Annotated in this window: 16 protein-coding genes; 3 read left to right on the forward strand and 13 right to left on the reverse strand. The window is 58.6% G+C overall.

From position 1 onward, the window contains the following. Nucleotides 1-101: 101 nt before the first annotated feature. The 4 genes from ACIOMO_RS10320 to puuE all read right to left on the reverse strand — a co-directional run bounded on the left by ACIOMO_RS10320 (nt 102) and on the right by puuE (nt 3271). A complete protein-coding gene (locus ACIOMO_RS10320) occupies nt 102-605 on the reverse strand; it encodes an ureidoglycolate lyase (protein WP_401240409.1) in 504 nt (167 codons plus the stop codon). 141 nt (nt 606-746) lie between these two features. Beyond that, complete coding sequence (alc, locus tag ACIOMO_RS10325; protein WP_053118656.1) at nt 747-1742, reverse strand: allantoicase; 996 nt, start codon at nt 1740-1742, stop codon at nt 747-749. A gap of 90 nt (nt 1743-1832) precedes the next feature. Next, entirely contained in the window at nt 1833-2348 is a 516-nt protein-coding gene (gene uraD, locus ACIOMO_RS10330) for a 2-oxo-4-hydroxy-4-carboxy-5-ureidoimidazoline decarboxylase (RefSeq protein ID WP_008080897.1), read from the reverse strand. Then, nucleotides 2345-3271 (reverse strand): allantoinase PuuE, encoded by a 927-nt coding sequence (puuE, locus tag ACIOMO_RS10335; RefSeq protein ID WP_034151757.1) that lies wholly within the window; start codon nt 3269-3271, stop codon nt 2345-2347. The genes uraD and puuE overlap by 4 nt, the downstream gene beginning before the upstream one ends. Nucleotides 3272-3714: 443 nt before the next feature. Between puuE and uraH the strand changes: the two genes are divergently transcribed. Further along, the gene (gene uraH, locus ACIOMO_RS10340) at nt 3715-4068 is read left to right on the forward strand and encodes a hydroxyisourate hydrolase (RefSeq protein WP_008031462.1); all 354 of its coding nucleotides are present in this window, start codon (nt 3715-3717) and stop codon (nt 4066-4068) included. A gap of 183 nt (nt 4069-4251) precedes the next feature. Here the strand turns inward: uraH and ACIOMO_RS10345 are convergent, their stop codons facing one another. From ACIOMO_RS10345 to ACIOMO_RS10355, 3 genes are all read right to left on the reverse strand, one after another. Continuing rightward, on the reverse strand, nt 4252-4878 hold the full coding sequence (locus ACIOMO_RS10345; RefSeq protein ID WP_008080903.1) for a LysE family translocator: 627 nt from the start codon (nt 4876-4878) through the stop codon (nt 4252-4254). 89 nt (nt 4879-4967) lie between these two features. Next, nucleotides 4968-6317, reverse strand: a complete 1350-nt coding sequence (locus ACIOMO_RS10350; RefSeq protein WP_159815647.1) for an NCS2 family permease — start codon at nt 6315-6317, stop codon at nt 4968-4970. 289 nt (nt 6318-6606) lie between these two features. After that, entirely contained in the window at nt 6607-7053 is a 447-nt protein-coding gene (locus ACIOMO_RS10355) for a MarR family winged helix-turn-helix transcriptional regulator (RefSeq protein ID WP_401240415.1), read from the reverse strand. Between the two features lie 82 nt (nt 7054-7135). Between ACIOMO_RS10355 and ACIOMO_RS10360 the strand changes: the two genes are divergently transcribed. Further along, nucleotides 7136-8302 (forward strand): PLP-dependent aminotransferase family protein, encoded by a 1167-nt coding sequence (locus tag ACIOMO_RS10360; RefSeq protein WP_401240418.1) that lies wholly within the window; start codon nt 7136-7138, stop codon nt 8300-8302. A 161-nt stretch (nt 8303-8463) separates the two neighbouring features. On the opposite strand, the gene ACIOMO_RS10365 is transcribed toward ACIOMO_RS10360, so the two are convergent. The 5 genes from ACIOMO_RS10365 to ACIOMO_RS10385 all read right to left on the reverse strand — a co-directional run bounded on the left by ACIOMO_RS10365 (nt 8464) and on the right by ACIOMO_RS10385 (nt 11237). Beyond that, on the reverse strand, nt 8464-8835 hold the full coding sequence (locus tag ACIOMO_RS10365) for a glutathione S-transferase N-terminal domain-containing protein (protein WP_159815716.1): 372 nt from the start codon (nt 8833-8835) through the stop codon (nt 8464-8466). Nucleotides 8836-8939: 104 nt separating this feature from the next. Beyond that, the gene (folE, locus tag ACIOMO_RS10370; RefSeq protein ID WP_212551373.1) at nt 8940-9485 is read right to left on the reverse strand and encodes a GTP cyclohydrolase I FolE; all 546 of its coding nucleotides are present in this window, start codon (nt 9483-9485) and stop codon (nt 8940-8942) included. Between the two features lie 78 nt (nt 9486-9563). Then, complete coding sequence (locus ACIOMO_RS10375; protein ID WP_159815712.1) at nt 9564-10121, reverse strand: Smr/MutS family protein; 558 nt, start codon at nt 10119-10121, stop codon at nt 9564-9566. A gap of 73 nt (nt 10122-10194) precedes the next feature. Next, the gene (locus tag ACIOMO_RS10380; RefSeq protein ID WP_007914024.1) at nt 10195-10515 is read right to left on the reverse strand and encodes a hypothetical protein; all 321 of its coding nucleotides are present in this window, start codon (nt 10513-10515) and stop codon (nt 10195-10197) included. Nucleotides 10516-10646: 131 nt separating this feature from the next. Beyond that, the gene (locus ACIOMO_RS10385; RefSeq protein ID WP_053118675.1) at nt 10647-11237 is read right to left on the reverse strand and encodes a cysteine hydrolase family protein; all 591 of its coding nucleotides are present in this window, start codon (nt 11235-11237) and stop codon (nt 10647-10649) included. Nucleotides 11238-11475: 238 nt separating this feature from the next. Here ACIOMO_RS10385 and prmB point away from each other — a divergent pair, with 238 nt between their 5' ends. Continuing rightward, nucleotides 11476-12384 (forward strand): 50S ribosomal protein L3 N(5)-glutamine methyltransferase, encoded by a 909-nt coding sequence (prmB, locus tag ACIOMO_RS10390; RefSeq protein ID WP_053118677.1) that lies wholly within the window; start codon nt 11476-11478, stop codon nt 12382-12384. A 172-nt stretch (nt 12385-12556) separates the two neighbouring features. Here prmB and ACIOMO_RS10395 read toward each other — a convergent pair whose 3' ends face one another. Continuing rightward, the gene (locus tag ACIOMO_RS10395) at nt 12557-13348 is read right to left on the reverse strand and encodes a hypothetical protein (RefSeq protein ID WP_212544309.1); all 792 of its coding nucleotides are present in this window, start codon (nt 13346-13348) and stop codon (nt 12557-12559) included. Nucleotides 13349-13395 lie beyond the last annotated feature (47 nt).

Consider the following 13395-nt stretch of genomic DNA (forward strand, 5'->3'; position numbering starts at 1 on the left):
TGAACCGAGCGCACGCTCAGGTTCAGCCATTCCATCAGTTGTGCTTCCACAGTCTTTACCTCTCGCCTGTCAGTCTTGTTGTCGAGTGATCAGTCCTTCTCTTATTGGTGGGGGGCGAGGAACAGACGCTCTTCCTCTTTGAAAAAATGCTCATCGCAGTTATTGCCTGTGCCACTGCGATCAACCACCAGGAAGTCATCCCGCTTTTCGATCGTCAGCACCGGATGGTGCCAAACGCCGCGATGGTAATTAATGCCCTGCCTGCCGTTGGTGACGAAGGCGCGGACCAAGCCTGATACAGGTTCATCGCCAACTGGCGCGACCACGATCAGAAAGGGGTTGCCGAGCAGCGGTATGAAAGCCTGGCTGCCCAGCGGATGGCGTTCCAGCATGCAAACGGTCAGCGGCATGTCCTGCGCGTCGGCGCGAAAGATGCTGATGATCGCGTTGTCCTCAGGCTGAGCGGTTTCGACCGTCGCCAGTTTATGGAAGCGCATGGTCGAACCGTTGTTGATCATGAAGTGATCGCTGCCGTCGGTTTCGATCACGTCACCGAAAGGGGCGAAGGCTTCTTTGCTCAGCGGTTCAATCGTTAGTGTGCGCATGCTGTTCTTCTTTTCGTTGAGTGATCGTTCCCACGCTCCGCGTGGGAATGCAGCCCGTGACGCTCCGCGTCACATCCAAAACGGACGCAGAGCGTCCAGTGATGCGTTCCCACGCAGAGCGTGGGAACGATCAGTGCGGTGTTATTTAGCGACCTTGCCGAGAACGCGCAGGCGGCTCACGCCACCGTCCGGGAACACGTTCAGGCGGATGTGAGTGATCGGGCCCAGTGCTTTGATCTGCTCGACGAAGGTGTGCTCGGCGTGCATTTCCAGCTTCTGGCTTGGCAGCAGATCGCGCCAGAACAGCGACTGGGTTTCGATCTGGCTGTCAGTACCACCTTTCACGAACGCGCCCTGGATCGAGCAAGTGTCCGGGTAGTTGCCTTTGAAGTGCAGGGTGTCGACGACGATCTTCTCGATCTCGCCCGGGTGACCCAGCGCGACGATGACCCAGTCATTGCCCGGCGTACGACGACGTGCAGTTTCCCAGCCGTCGCCCATGTTGATGCCACGGCCCGGGTTGAGGATGTTGCTCATGCGGCCGAAGTGTTCGTCGGAGCAGGCGAGGGCGCGGCCACCGTTGAGGGCTGCTGCCAGATCGACTTGCTCGTTGTCGCCAACCGCCGACCAGTCACGATGCGGCACACCGTACACGCGCAGACGGGCAACACCGCCGTCCGGGTAGATGTTGAAGCGTAGGTGGCTGAACGCTTGGTCGTTGCTGATTTCGTGGTAGTGGTGGCTGTTGCCCTGCAGCTCGACGGCCGACAGCACTTCAGTCCACTGAGTGTTGTCATCAGGCTCGCCCGAGGCCAGGAAGCACGCTTCCAGCGAGGCCGATGGCGGGAAGTTGCCGGTGAAGAATGAAGTGTCGATGTCCACGCCTTTGATCGAGCCCGGTACGCCCAGACGGATCACTGCGCTGTCGAAGCCTTCGAAGCGCTTGCGGCGCGATTCCCAGCCGTCCATCCACTTGCCGTTGTCATCGAACACGCCCTCCTTCCATACGGCCGGGGTCGGTTGGAACAGACGATTGGCGTCTGCGAACCAGTCATCGGTGACCGAGATGATTTTGGTGCCCAGACGGGCATCGGCCAGGTTGACGAACTTCTCGAAAGGTACGGCGTAAGCTTTCATTCTTCTTGTCTGCCTTTAAATAAGTGGCTGGGGATGCTTGCAGGGCCCTGGGAAACACAAGCGTTCTAGAGGTTTCTCGGGCCAGGCTCGCTATAGGGTCAGTAAACGGAACAGGGCAATCTTGTTGATCTCCGCCAGCGCACATTTGAACTCGGTGTCTTGCGAGTTGTGAATGCGCGTTTCGAACGCCGCGAGGATCTGATGCCGGTTGCTGCCTTTTACCGCCATGATGAAGGGAAACTTGAACTTGGCTTTGTAGGCGTCGTTCAGCTCGGTGAAGCGCTGGAACTCTTCGGCCGTGCATTGGTGAATACCGGCGCCAGCTTGTTCATTGGTGCTGGCTTCGGTCAGTTGGCCCTGGACGGCGGCTTTGCCGGCCAGGTCCGGGTGAGCGTTGATCAGGGCCAGCTGACTGGCGTGATCGGCGCTCAACAGGATGTCGCTCATGCGCTGGTGCAGGGTTTCGATCTCGTCGATCGAAGCGTCCACGCCCAGGTCGTAGGCCTTCTCGGCCACCCATGGCGAATGTTCGTAGATGTCGGCGAAAGCTTTGACGAAAGCGTCGCGGCTCAGGGTCGACGGTTGCAGGGTTTGAAAGCGGCTCATTTGGCGGCCCCTTGGTACGGCTGGGTTTCGTGCCAGTGACGCGCGATGTCGACGCGACGGCTGAACCACACCTGTTCATGACTTTTGGCGTATTCGATAAAGCGTTTGAGCGAAGCGATGCGACCCGGACGGCCGATGAGGCGGCAGTGCAGACCGATCGAGAGCATTTTCGGTGCTTCAGCGCCTTCGGCGTAGAGCACGTCGAACGCGTCTTTAAGGTATTCGAAGAAGTCGTCACCCTTGTTGAAACCCTGCACTTGCGTGAAGCGCATGTCGTTGGTGTCGAGGGTGTACGGGATCACCAGATGCGGCTTGCCGGTCGGGTTGTTCGGTTCCCAGTAGGGCAGGTCGTCGTCGTAGGTGTCGCAGTCGTAGAGGAAACCGCCTTCTTCCATCACCAGACGACGGGTGTTCGGGCCAGTGCGGCCGGTGTACCAGCCCAGTGGGCGCTCGCCGGTGATTTCGGTGAGGATGCGGATCGCTTCGAGCATGTGCTCGCGTTCCTGCGCTTCGTCCATGTACTGATAGTCGATCCAGCGATAGCCGTGGCTGCAGATCTCGTGACCGGCATCGACCATCGCGCGGATCACATCCGGGTGGCGCTGAGCGGCCATGGCCACGGCGAAGATGGTCAACGGAATGTCGAATTCCTTGAACAGTTTCAGGATCCGCCAGACGCCGGCACGGCTGCCATACTCGTAAAGCGATTCCATGCTCATGTTGCGCGCGCCTTGCAGCGGCTGAGCAGCAACCATTTCAGACAGGAACGCTTCGGATTCTTTGTCGCCGTGCAGAATGTTGCGCTCGCCGCCTTCTTCGTAATTGAGTACGAAGGACAGGGCGATGCGGGCATTGCCCGGCCAGTGTGGGTGAGGAGGGTTACTGCCGTAACCGATCAGGTCGCGTGGGTAGTCAGCGCTCACTGCAGTCTTCCTTCTTATTCATGACTTGTTCAAAGTCGGGATTTTGTGGCGGCCTGGCGGTGAGTGAACAGGCTGGCGTCACAGCGATGGGCTGATTGTATACAACTTTAATCGCAATTTGTAAGCCTGAATTTTCGCATTTTTCACCGACTGTCATCTTTTACTGCTATTGGCGTGAGCCTGCAAGAAACCTGCCTGACCCGTCAGCTTATGGATAGGAGGTTCAATGAATAGGCGCGTTGCTGGCAGATCAAGGGGAAACGCCCGAATGGCGGGGGTGATGTGAAAAATGTCGTTTTTATTGTGTACAATTTTTTTGAAAAGTGTCTTAATCAGTCGCTCGCCGCAGCTTTTCGTGCTCCGAATCGGTGCGGTCTCCTTTTCAACTGACTTCGGGAGGCGCGAAGTCTGACTGCTTCCACGCAGGCAGGCGCGCAGAATCAATGGGACGTTTGACTACACACGTTTTGGACGCTGCACACGGTTGCCCGGGCAGTTCGATCAAGGTCGAGCTGTACCGCGTTGAAGGTTCGCAACTGGAATTGGTCGCCAGTGCGATTACCAACAGCGATGGCCGGGTCGATGCACCGCTGCTGCAAGGCGATGATTATCGTACCGGCGTTTATCAGGTTCAGTTCCACGCGGGCGATTACTACCGTGCCCGTGGTGTTCAGTTGCCGGAACCGGCCTTTCTGGACGTGGTTGTGCTGCGCTTCGGCATCTCTGCCGAACAGGATCACTACCATGTTCCGTTGCTGATTTCGCCGTACAGCTATTCCACGTACCGGGGCAGCTGACCCCCAAGCAGCTGCCCCCACCGGGAAGCGACTGCGCATATAGCTTCTTTGGTCTTTCGCCCGCCCACACTGCGGGCTTTTTTTTCGTCTGTCCTAAAGTCAAAAGATCGCAGCCTGCGGCAGCTCCTACAGATTGAAGTGCAATCCCATGTAGGAGGTGCCGCAGGCTGCGATCTTTTGCTCTTAACGGCTCAACAGGGACGCGGCACCCGCACCACTGAACAACCCGGCACTGATCCGGTTAAACCAGCTCTGCCCCTTGCCACTGCGCAGATACCGCGCCGCCCCATGCGCACCCAGCCCATAAGCCAGTTTGCAGCACAGATCGAGCACCACCCAGGTGGCAATCATGATCAGCAACTGCGGCAGGAACGGCTGCTGCGCGCTGAGGAACTGCGGCAGAAACGCGGCGAAGAACAGAATGTCCTTCGGATTGCTCGCGCCCAACACAAACGCGCGCCCGAACAAGGTGCGAAAGCGCGGAGTCGGTGCCGCCTGAGGCACTTCCGCGCCTACCGACGGCTGACGCGATTGCTGCCAGCTCTGCCAGGCGAGGTAGAACAGATACAGCGCACCGACGATTTTCAGCGCACTGAACAACTGCTCCGACGCCAACAGCAGGGCGCCCAGTCCCAGCGCCGAAGCACTGAGCAAACAGATCGACGCAATCACGCCACCCAAAAACGCCGGGTAAGAACGGCGCAAACCGTAATTCAGACTGTTGCTGATCATCAGCAATGACAGTGGCCCCGGAATCAGGATCACCACCAACGCAGCGCCGCTGAACAGCAGCCAGGTTTCCAGACTCATCACTTTCCTCCTTTTTTGTTGTACTGAAAAATGCACAAAAGCCCCACCCGTGAGGGTGAGGCCGTTTTGAAGCCTGAACCGCGTAGCGCTTACAGGAAGATGAACTTGGCGATGAAGATCGCGCAGAGCACCCACAGGCTCACGGAGATTTCCTTGTACTTGCCGGTACCGGCCTTCAGCGCCACGTAGGTGATGAAGCCCAGTGCAATACCGTCGGCGACCGAGAAGGTCAGCGGCATCATGATGGCGGTGACGATTGCCGGGATGGCATCGGTGGCTTCGTCCCACTCGATGTGGGCCATGCCGCCCATCATCAGCATTGCTACGTAGATCAATGCACCGGCGGTGGCGTAAGCGGGAATCATGCCGGCCAGCGGTGCGAAAAACATTGCCGCTATAAATAGCACACCTACGGTCACTGCGGTAAGACCAGTCCGACCACCAGCGGCCACACCGGCAGCACTTTCTACATAACTGGTGACGGGCGGAACGCCGACCACCGCACCGAATACGCTGGAAGCACTGTCGGCTTTCATCGCGCGGGAGAGGTTTTCGATGCGACCGTCAGCGCCGACCAGATTGGCGCGCTGAGCGACGCCCATCAGCGTACCGGCGGTGTCGAACATGTGTACAAAGAGGAAGGCCAACACCACGCTGATCATGCTGACGTTAAACACGCCGGCCACGTTCATCGCCATAAAGGTCGGCGCCAGGCTTGGCGGCGTCGACATGATCCCTTCGTAATGCACGATGCCCAGACCCCAACCGGCGAGGGTTACGGTGATGATGCTGATGAGGATCGCGCCGAAGATTTTGTGGTAGCTGAGGATCGCAATCATCAGGAAGCAGATGGCGGCGAGCAGCGGGCCGGGCTCACGCAGGGAACCGAGCTTGATCAGGGTTGCCGGGCTGTCGACGACAATGCCAGCGGTTTTCAGGCCGATCAGACCGAGGAACAAGCCCACACCGGCACCCATCGCAAAGCGCAGGCTGACCGGAATACTGTTGAGCAGCCACTCACGAATCCGCGAGAAGGTCAGGATCATAAACAACACACCGGAAACAAACACCGCACCCAGCGCGGTCTCCCAGTTGTAGCCCATGGTGCCGACCACGGTGTACGTGAAGAACGCGTTGAGGCCCATGCCCGGCGCCAGGCCGACTGGCCAGTTGGCGTACAGGCCCATCAGCAGGCAGCCCAGTGCGGCGGCGATACAGGTGGCGACGAACGCCGCACCGTGGTCAATCCCGGCATCGGCCATGATGTTCGGGTTGACGAAGATGATGTAGGCCATGGTGATGAAGGTTGTCAGACCGGCAATCAGCTCGGTCTTCACCGTGGTGCCATGCAAGCTGAGTTTGAACAAGCGCTCCAGCAGGCCAGTGCGTAATGGCGGCGAGAGATCCAGCGTCGATGCTTCGGATTTGCGGCTTTCCACAGCGAGTACTCCTCAAGAGTTTTATTGTTATTTCCAGGGCCGGACCCATGAGGGGTGGCAGCGGCCCTTTGAGGCACTTGCGAATTTGTTGACCATGCGGTCAGGAACTCGCACGCTGTGGATTATGCTTTTGTGTACAAATAAAGCAAATATTGTTTTTGGTTTTGTTTACGAAAGTTCCATTGATAGGGATATATCGCCTTTGAGGGCCCCTTCGCGAGCGAGCTTTGCTCCTACAAGGCAACTCAAACCGTAGGAGCAAAGCTTGCTCGCGAAGAGGCCGGCCCATTCAATCGAGAACTGTCTGGGTATTCCCCAGTGCCAGATTCACCGCCAACCACCCATTCACCGCCGCCTCCCCAGCCTCGGCAAACACCCGCTCCAGCAACTTCACCTGCTCACGCCGCAACGCCTGCTCAAACTTCGCACCTTCCGCCGTCAATTCCAGCAGCCGTTTACGCTTGTCCGCCTCCGACGCCACGCTGTCGACCAGGTGCATTTCCTGCAACTGCCGCAACGGCATGTTCAGCGCCTGCTTGCTCACGCCGAGCAAGCCAAGCAATTCCTTCACGCTCAAATTCGGATAGCGCGCGATGAAAAACACAATGCGCTGATGCACCCGCGACAACCCGCGGCGCTCGAGCATTTCGTCAGCCTTGGCGGTGAACGCCTGATAGCCGAAGAAAAACGCTTCCATCGCCTGCTGCTGGCTCGTTGGGTTTTTAAGGTCAAGCATGTTGACGTACTCGCTCAAGCTGTCGTAATTTCAGTCAACCAGTTTGACTCATTTTAAACCACCCTCGCTACCGGTGACCTCCATGGCTTTTTCCGAACGTGTCTCGCGCCTTAAAAGTTCTTTGATCCGTGAAATTCTCGCCGCCGCCCAGCGTCCTGAGGTGATGTCGTTCGCCGGTGGCTTGCCCGCCGAAGCCATGTTGCCGAAAGTCGAATGGGCGGACATGCCGCTGGCGCTCGGTCAATACGGCATGAGCGAAGGCGAACCGGCGTTGCGCGAAGCGTTGGCGGCGGAGGCGAGGGCGCTCGGTCTGGGATGCGAGGCGAGTCAGGTATTGGTGGTCAGCGGCTCCCAGCAAACCCTCGATCTGGCGGCCAAGCTGTACATCGACAAAGGCACGGAAATTCTGCTCGAAGCGCCGACCTATCTGGCCGCACTGCAAATCTTCCAGTTGTTCGGCGCCGATTGCCTGACCGTGCCGCAAGAGTCCGACGGCCCGAACCTGGTGCAATTGCGCAATCGACTGGAGCAGCATCGTCCGGCGTTCATCTACCTGATCCCGACTTTTCAGAATCCATCAGCCGTACGCTACAGCGAAGCCAAACGCGCAGCAGTCGCCGCATTGCTCGATGAATTCGGCGTGACCTTGATCGAAGACGAGCCCTACCGCGAACTGACCTTCGACGGCGGCAGCGCCAAACCGATTGCCGGACGCTTGCAGAAATCCAGCTGGATCTACACCGGCACCGTGTCGAAAACCCTGCTGCCGGGGTTGCGCGTTGGCTACTTGATCGCCAGCCCGGATCTGTTTCCGCACCTGCTTAAACTCAAGCAATCGGCGGATCTGCACACCAACCGCATCGGCCAATGGCAGGCGCTGCAATGGATCGGCACAGAGAAATATCAGCAGCATTTGAGTGAATTGCGTGGGTTCTACCGGCAGCGGCGCGATGCCTTCCAATCGGCACTGGAAACGCATTTTGCCGATTTGGCAGATTGGAGCATGCCGCAGGGCGGGCTGTTTTTCTGGCTGACGTTGAAGCAACCGCTGGATACTCGAACGCTATTGAATGAGGCGTTGGCCAATGATGTGGCGTTTATGCCGGGCGAGCCGTTCTTCCCGGAGCCGGATAATCATCATGGGCACTTGCGTTTGAATTTCAGCCATATTGATCCGGCGCGGCTGGATGAAGGGTTGAAGCGGCTGGCGGCGGTGGTGCGGCAGGCGCAGATAAATAAAGCGGCGTGATAAAAACAAATAAACCGGCTCAAGGGCCGGTTTATTTTTGTCTGGGATTTGCTGTGTCTGAGAGGGCCTCTTCGCGAGCAGGCTCACTCCTACAATTGGAATGCGTTCCCCTGTAGGAGTGAGCCTGCTCGCGATAGGGTCATCAGCCCAACATAGAAATATCAGACCGCAGCAAATCGCTTATCCAGATAATCAATAATCACCTTCGACTCATACATCCACGTCGTCTGCCCATTCTCTTCAATGCGCAGGCAAGGCACCTTGATCCGGCCGCCCTGTTCCAGCAGCGCTTGACGATCCTGCTCATTGTTCTTCGCATCCTTCAGCGCCACCGGCACATTCAGACGACGCAACGTACGGCGGGTTTTCACGCAGAACGGGCAGGCGTGAAACTGATACAGGGTCAGATCTTTCGCAGCGGCATCAACCTGAGCCTGAGCAGCGGCGGGGCGCTTTTTCTTGCCCGGACGGGTGAGGAAGTCGATGAAGATAACCAGTTGGCCGAGGCCGACACGAAGCGCTTTGACGAACACGTTGAAAGCCTCACGGTGCAGATTGAGAAAGGCGCGCAGCTTACCCGATTTTTCACGGGCGAAAAAAAACCGGCGATGAATGCCGGTTTTTTTCGTGTGGCGCGTTACTTGATCAGGCTGAGAAACTCGCTGCGGGTGGCAGCGTTCTCACGGAACTCACCGAGCATCACCGAAGTGATCATCGACGAATTCTGCTTCTCGACACCGCGCATCATCATGCACATGTGCTTGGCCTCGATCACCACGGCAACGCCCAGTGCGCCGGTCACTTGCATGATGGCGTCGGCGATCTGGCGGCTGAGGTTTTCCTGAATCTGCAGACGACGCGCGTACATGTCGACGATGCGCGCAACCTTCGACAGGCCCAGCACTTTGCCGCTCGGGATGTACGCAACGTGCGCCTTGCCGATGAACGGCAGCATGTGGTGTTCGCACAACGAGTACAGCTCGATGTCCTTGACCAGCACCATTTCGCTGTTGTCGGAGCTGAACAGGGCACCGTTGGTGACCTCTTCAAGCGTTTGTTCATAACCGCGGCAGAGGTACTGCATGGCTTTGGCGGCACGCTTCGGCGTGTCGAGCAGGCCCTCGCGGGAGACGTCCTCGCCCAGTTGGCCGAGAATCGCGGTGTAATTCTGTTCCAGGGACATGAAACTACCTGTGGGGGATTTTCGCAAAGGGCAAGGGTACGGTGGCGGACACGACCCTGCAAGTTCGGTGTAACGCGATTATTCGTCGCGACCTTCCATCATCGTGCGTTTGAGCATCACGTACACCGCACCCGCGCCGCCATGTTTGGCCTGACACGAGCAGAACCCCAGCACCTGTGCATGCTGACGCAGCCAGGTGTTGACGTGGCTTTTAATCATCGGTCGCTTGCCGTCCAGTCGCACGGCTTTACCGTGAGTCACACGCACGCAGCGGATTTCAAATTTGGTCGCTTCGGCAAGAAACGCCCAAAGGGTTTCGCGGGCCTTTTCGACGCTCATGCCATGCAGATCGAGGCTGCCTTCAAACGGAATCTGACCGACTTTGAGCTTGCGCATCTGACTTTCCTGCACGCCGTCGCGCGACCACATCAGCTCGTCTTCCGGGCCGACGTCGATCACGAACTGGTCGGACAGACCATCAACGGTGGTGGCGTCGGTGCGCACGGTGGCGGACTGGCGCAGCTTGGCGATTTGCGCGCGGTCAGTCTTGGGCTTGCCGGTGTCGGCGCGGTCGTGCTTGATCGGCTTGACGCCGCGCAGCTCGTTTTTGAACAGGGAAAAATCGTCGTCTTGCATGTCAGCCTCCGCGAAGGGCGGCCAGTTTACCCAAGTCGAAACAAAACGGCCCGGCAAAAAGCCAGGCCATTGTTCAATCGTGTTTTTTCATCAGGTGCGGGGACATGTTCAGTTCCCGCGATTGCCGTGCGCGACGGCGGCAGCGGCGCCACAGGGCGACACCGAAATACAGAAACAGCAAACCGACCGCCAGAATGATTGCCGAACCCATCGGCGTGGCATTCAAATCACCGAGCGCCGGCGGGCGCCCCAGCAGGCTGGCGGCACCGGCCATCGCCAGCAGCACCCCGAACGTCGCCAGAATGGCAGCGATCGCAGCGCCGAATCGAAAACGCCAGTTGCTTTGGCCTTTGGGCCGCAAGCGGCGAGCGTCAAATCCATCGGATAACTTCATTCCGACCTTCCTCAATGGTATCGGCCCTTCGACCGGGAGTTGACGATGTTGTTCCTGAGGCTAAGGCAATTGCGGCAAATGAGAGGGTTTTGCGGATGAGCGGCCATGCGCGCCGCTCATCTGAGCTCGAATCAGATCAGATCCTGAGTCAAGGCGAGGGTGGCGAAGTTGTCGGCCATGATCGCCATTTCGGCTTCTTGTACCAGTTCAGCGCTGAGCACACGGCCCTTGAACGGCAGGTCACGAGTGGCGCAGGCGTCTTCAACCAAAGTGCAGCGGAAACCCAGGTTCTTCGCGGCGCGCACCGTGGTGCTGACGCTGGAGTGGCTCATGAAACCGCAAACGATCAGATCCAGCGAACCAAGGTTTTGCAGGCGATCGAGCAACTCGGTGCCGTGGAACGCGCTCGGCAGCAGTTTGCCGATGATGGTTTCGTCGCCCTGCGGTTCGAGGCCCGGGATGAACTCACCGCGTTCGCCTTGCGGGTCGAACAGACCACCAACGGTGCCGAGGTGACGCACGTGCACGATCGGCCGACCGGCTGCACGGGCTGCGGCAACCACTTGTTTGATGTTCGCGACGGCCGCGTCCATGCCGCTCAGGGCCAGCGGGCCACTGAGGTATTCCTTCTGGGCATCGATGATGACCACGGTGGCATGGCTCAGAGTGGCCGCTGCGTAACCGCGGCCGCTGAGTTGAAACATCGTTTTTGGAACGGACATTCTGGGGCTCCTTGGGGTGGGGCTTTTGCGGCATTGTCCTCTGGCTGAGCGATTCTGTGAATCGCTACCATCGTAGGCACCGTCGATTGTGGCCTGCAGCCCCGTCACGTTACACGTTCTGTTCAACGGCTGATGCAAAAAAAAGAAAACTCCTACCGTCGCTCGAAGTTTTTCCTGCGTCGTCGTTACGCGTTTTGGCTGGTAGAATCGCCAGTCGTTTTTTCTGGAGTTCTGCCCCGTGATCACTTCCCGACTTCGTACCCTGCGCGACCACATCCGTTGGGCCGTCAGCCGCTTCCATGGGGAGGATCTGTTTTTCGGCCATGGCACCGACAATGCGTGGGACGAAGCCCGCCAATTGGTACTCGGTGCCTTGCACCTGCCATGGGAAATCGCCGACAGCTACCTTGATTGCGCGCTGGAAGACGACGAACTGGTCAACCTGCAGCGCTTGCTCAAGCGCCGCATCGAAGAACGCATTCCGACCGCGTACCTGTTGGGCGAAGCGTGGTTCTGCGGCATGTCGTTCATTGTCGACGAGCGTGTGTTGATTCCGCGTTCGCCGATTGGCGAACTGATCGAAAACCGCTTCGCGCCGTGGATCGGCACCGAGCCTGCGCGCATTCTCGACCTGTGCACCGGCTCCGGTTGCATCGGCATTGCCTGCGCCTACGAGTTCCAGAACGCCGAAGTGGTGTTGGCCGATCTGTCGTTCGAAGCGCTGGAAGTGGCCAATCAGAACATTGAGCGACACGGCGTCGATGAGCGCGTGTACACGGTGCAGGGCGATGGTTTTGATGGCTTGCCGGGTCAGCGCTTCGACCTGATCGTGTCGAACCCGCCTTATGTCGATGCGGAAGATTTCGCCGACATGCCGGATGAATATCAGCATGAGCCTGAGCTAGGTCTGGCCTGCGGTGATGATGGTTTGAATCTGGTTCGGCGGATGCTGGCTGAAGCGGCGGATCACCTGACCGAGAAGGGCTTGCTGATCGTGGAAGTGGGCAACAGCCAGGTGCACGTGGACGCGTTGTACCCGGAAGTCGATTTCGCCTGGCTGGACTTCCAGCGCGGCGGGCATGGCGTGTTCATGCTGACCGCAGAACAATGCCGCAACCACCAGGCCCTGTTCGCTTCCCGCGTCTAATCGAGACCGATCGTTCCCACGCTCTGCGTGGGAACGCCTCAATGGACGCTCTGCGTCCGCTTTTGGAACGCGGAGCGTCCCGGGCTGCATTCCCACGCGGAGCGTGGGAACGATCAAACAGGGTGTACACCGATCACAGTGTAGGAGCTGCCGCAGGCTGCGATCTTTTGATCTACCGGTGCGTCGCAATCCAGATCAACAACCCCGCCTGAAACACCGCAAACGCCACCAGACAAGTAATCGTAAAGCGCAACCCGGCGTCTTCACGCTTGAACTTGCCGACTTTCTCTTCCTGCTTCTTCAGCTTCACTTCCTGCTCAGCCAGATTCTGCTCAGCCTGCTGGAGCATCTGCGCCGCTTCAAGAATCTCGACGATCTGCAGCTTCTCGCTGTTCCAGTCGCCGAGCAAATCGCCGACCTGCACTTCCTTGACGCTGCCCTTCAAATGCTGGGCATCGGCGTAGACCACATCAAAGCCGTGCACGCGCAGGAAATGATCGCGACGCAGGCGCGTGTCTTCGTTCAACGCGTCCTTGTTGTTCAAATCCATGCCGTCGACGGTGTAGGTCGGCCAGCGCTTCTTCGCCCAATTGATGCCTTGCGCGGCCATGTAACGGCCGATGCCACGGTTCAACGGTTCGATCTGCAAGCCGCTGTCCGGGCCGAAATGCACACGCTTGGTCGCGTGATCAACCCACACGTCCAATTGATTTTGCTCTTTGCGAACTCGCTGGCCCGGCAGTTTGATCGCCATGCGCATCAGGCTGATTTCTTTGCTGTTGCGCTCGGCGTAACCGAATTCGACAAAGCGCAGTGGCCGCCCGCCGGTGTTGCGGTCGGTCTGCAGCGGGGCCAGGCGGAGCATCTTGTGGTGCTCGACGTGGACGTCCGCCCACGGCAGCTCGGCCGCTGGCGGTGCGTCTTTTTCAGCGGCGGTGTCGGGTGAAGTCTGGGTATCAGTCATAACGGCGAGATCCTGTCCAAGCCCTGCTTGTCGCCAGCCGTTGCGCT

Source organism: Pseudomonas sp. NPDC087804, from assembly GCF_044742965.1.
Taxonomy (GTDB): domain Bacteria; phylum Pseudomonadota; class Gammaproteobacteria; order Pseudomonadales; family Pseudomonadaceae; genus Aquipseudomonas; species Aquipseudomonas rustica.

Bases quoted from the DNA above. Each gene is read 5' to 3' on its own strand.
- ACIOMO_RS10320 (WP_401240409.1), bottom strand. From the start codon at position 605: ATGCGCACACTAACGATTGAACCGCTGAGCAAAGAAGCCTTCGCCCCT.
- alc (WP_053118656.1), bottom strand. From the start codon at position 1,742: ATGAAAGCTTACGCCGTACCTTTCGAGAAGTTCGTCAACCTGGCCGAT.
- uraD (WP_008080897.1), bottom strand. From the start codon at position 2,348: ATGAGCCGCTTTCAAACCCTGCAACCGTCGACCCTGAGCCGCGACGCT.
- uraH (WP_008031462.1), top strand. From the start codon at position 3,715: ATGGGACGTTTGACTACACACGTTTTGGACGCTGCACACGGTTGCCCG.
- ACIOMO_RS10345 (WP_008080903.1), bottom strand. From the start codon at position 4,878: ATGAGTCTGGAAACCTGGCTGCTGTTCAGCGGCGCTGCGTTGGTGGTG.
- ACIOMO_RS10355 (WP_401240415.1), bottom strand. From the start codon at position 7,053: ATGCTTGACCTTAAAAACCCAACGAGCCAGCAGCAGGCGATGGAAGCG.
- ACIOMO_RS10360 (WP_401240418.1), top strand. From the start codon at position 7,136: ATGGCTTTTTCCGAACGTGTCTCGCGCCTTAAAAGTTCTTTGATCCGT.
- folE (WP_212551373.1), bottom strand. From the start codon at position 9,485: ATGTCCCTGGAACAGAATTACACCGCGATTCTCGGCCAACTGGGCGAG.
- ACIOMO_RS10375 (WP_159815712.1), bottom strand. From the start codon at position 10,121: ATGCAAGACGACGATTTTTCCCTGTTCAAAAACGAGCTGCGCGGCGTC.
- ACIOMO_RS10380 (WP_007914024.1), bottom strand. From the start codon at position 10,515: ATGAAGTTATCCGATGGATTTGACGCTCGCCGCTTGCGGCCCAAAGGC.
- ACIOMO_RS10385 (WP_053118675.1), bottom strand. From the start codon at position 11,237: ATGTCCGTTCCAAAAACGATGTTTCAACTCAGCGGCCGCGGTTACGCA.
- ACIOMO_RS10395 (WP_212544309.1), bottom strand. From the start codon at position 13,348: ATGACTGATACCCAGACTTCACCCGACACCGCCGCTGAAAAAGACGCA.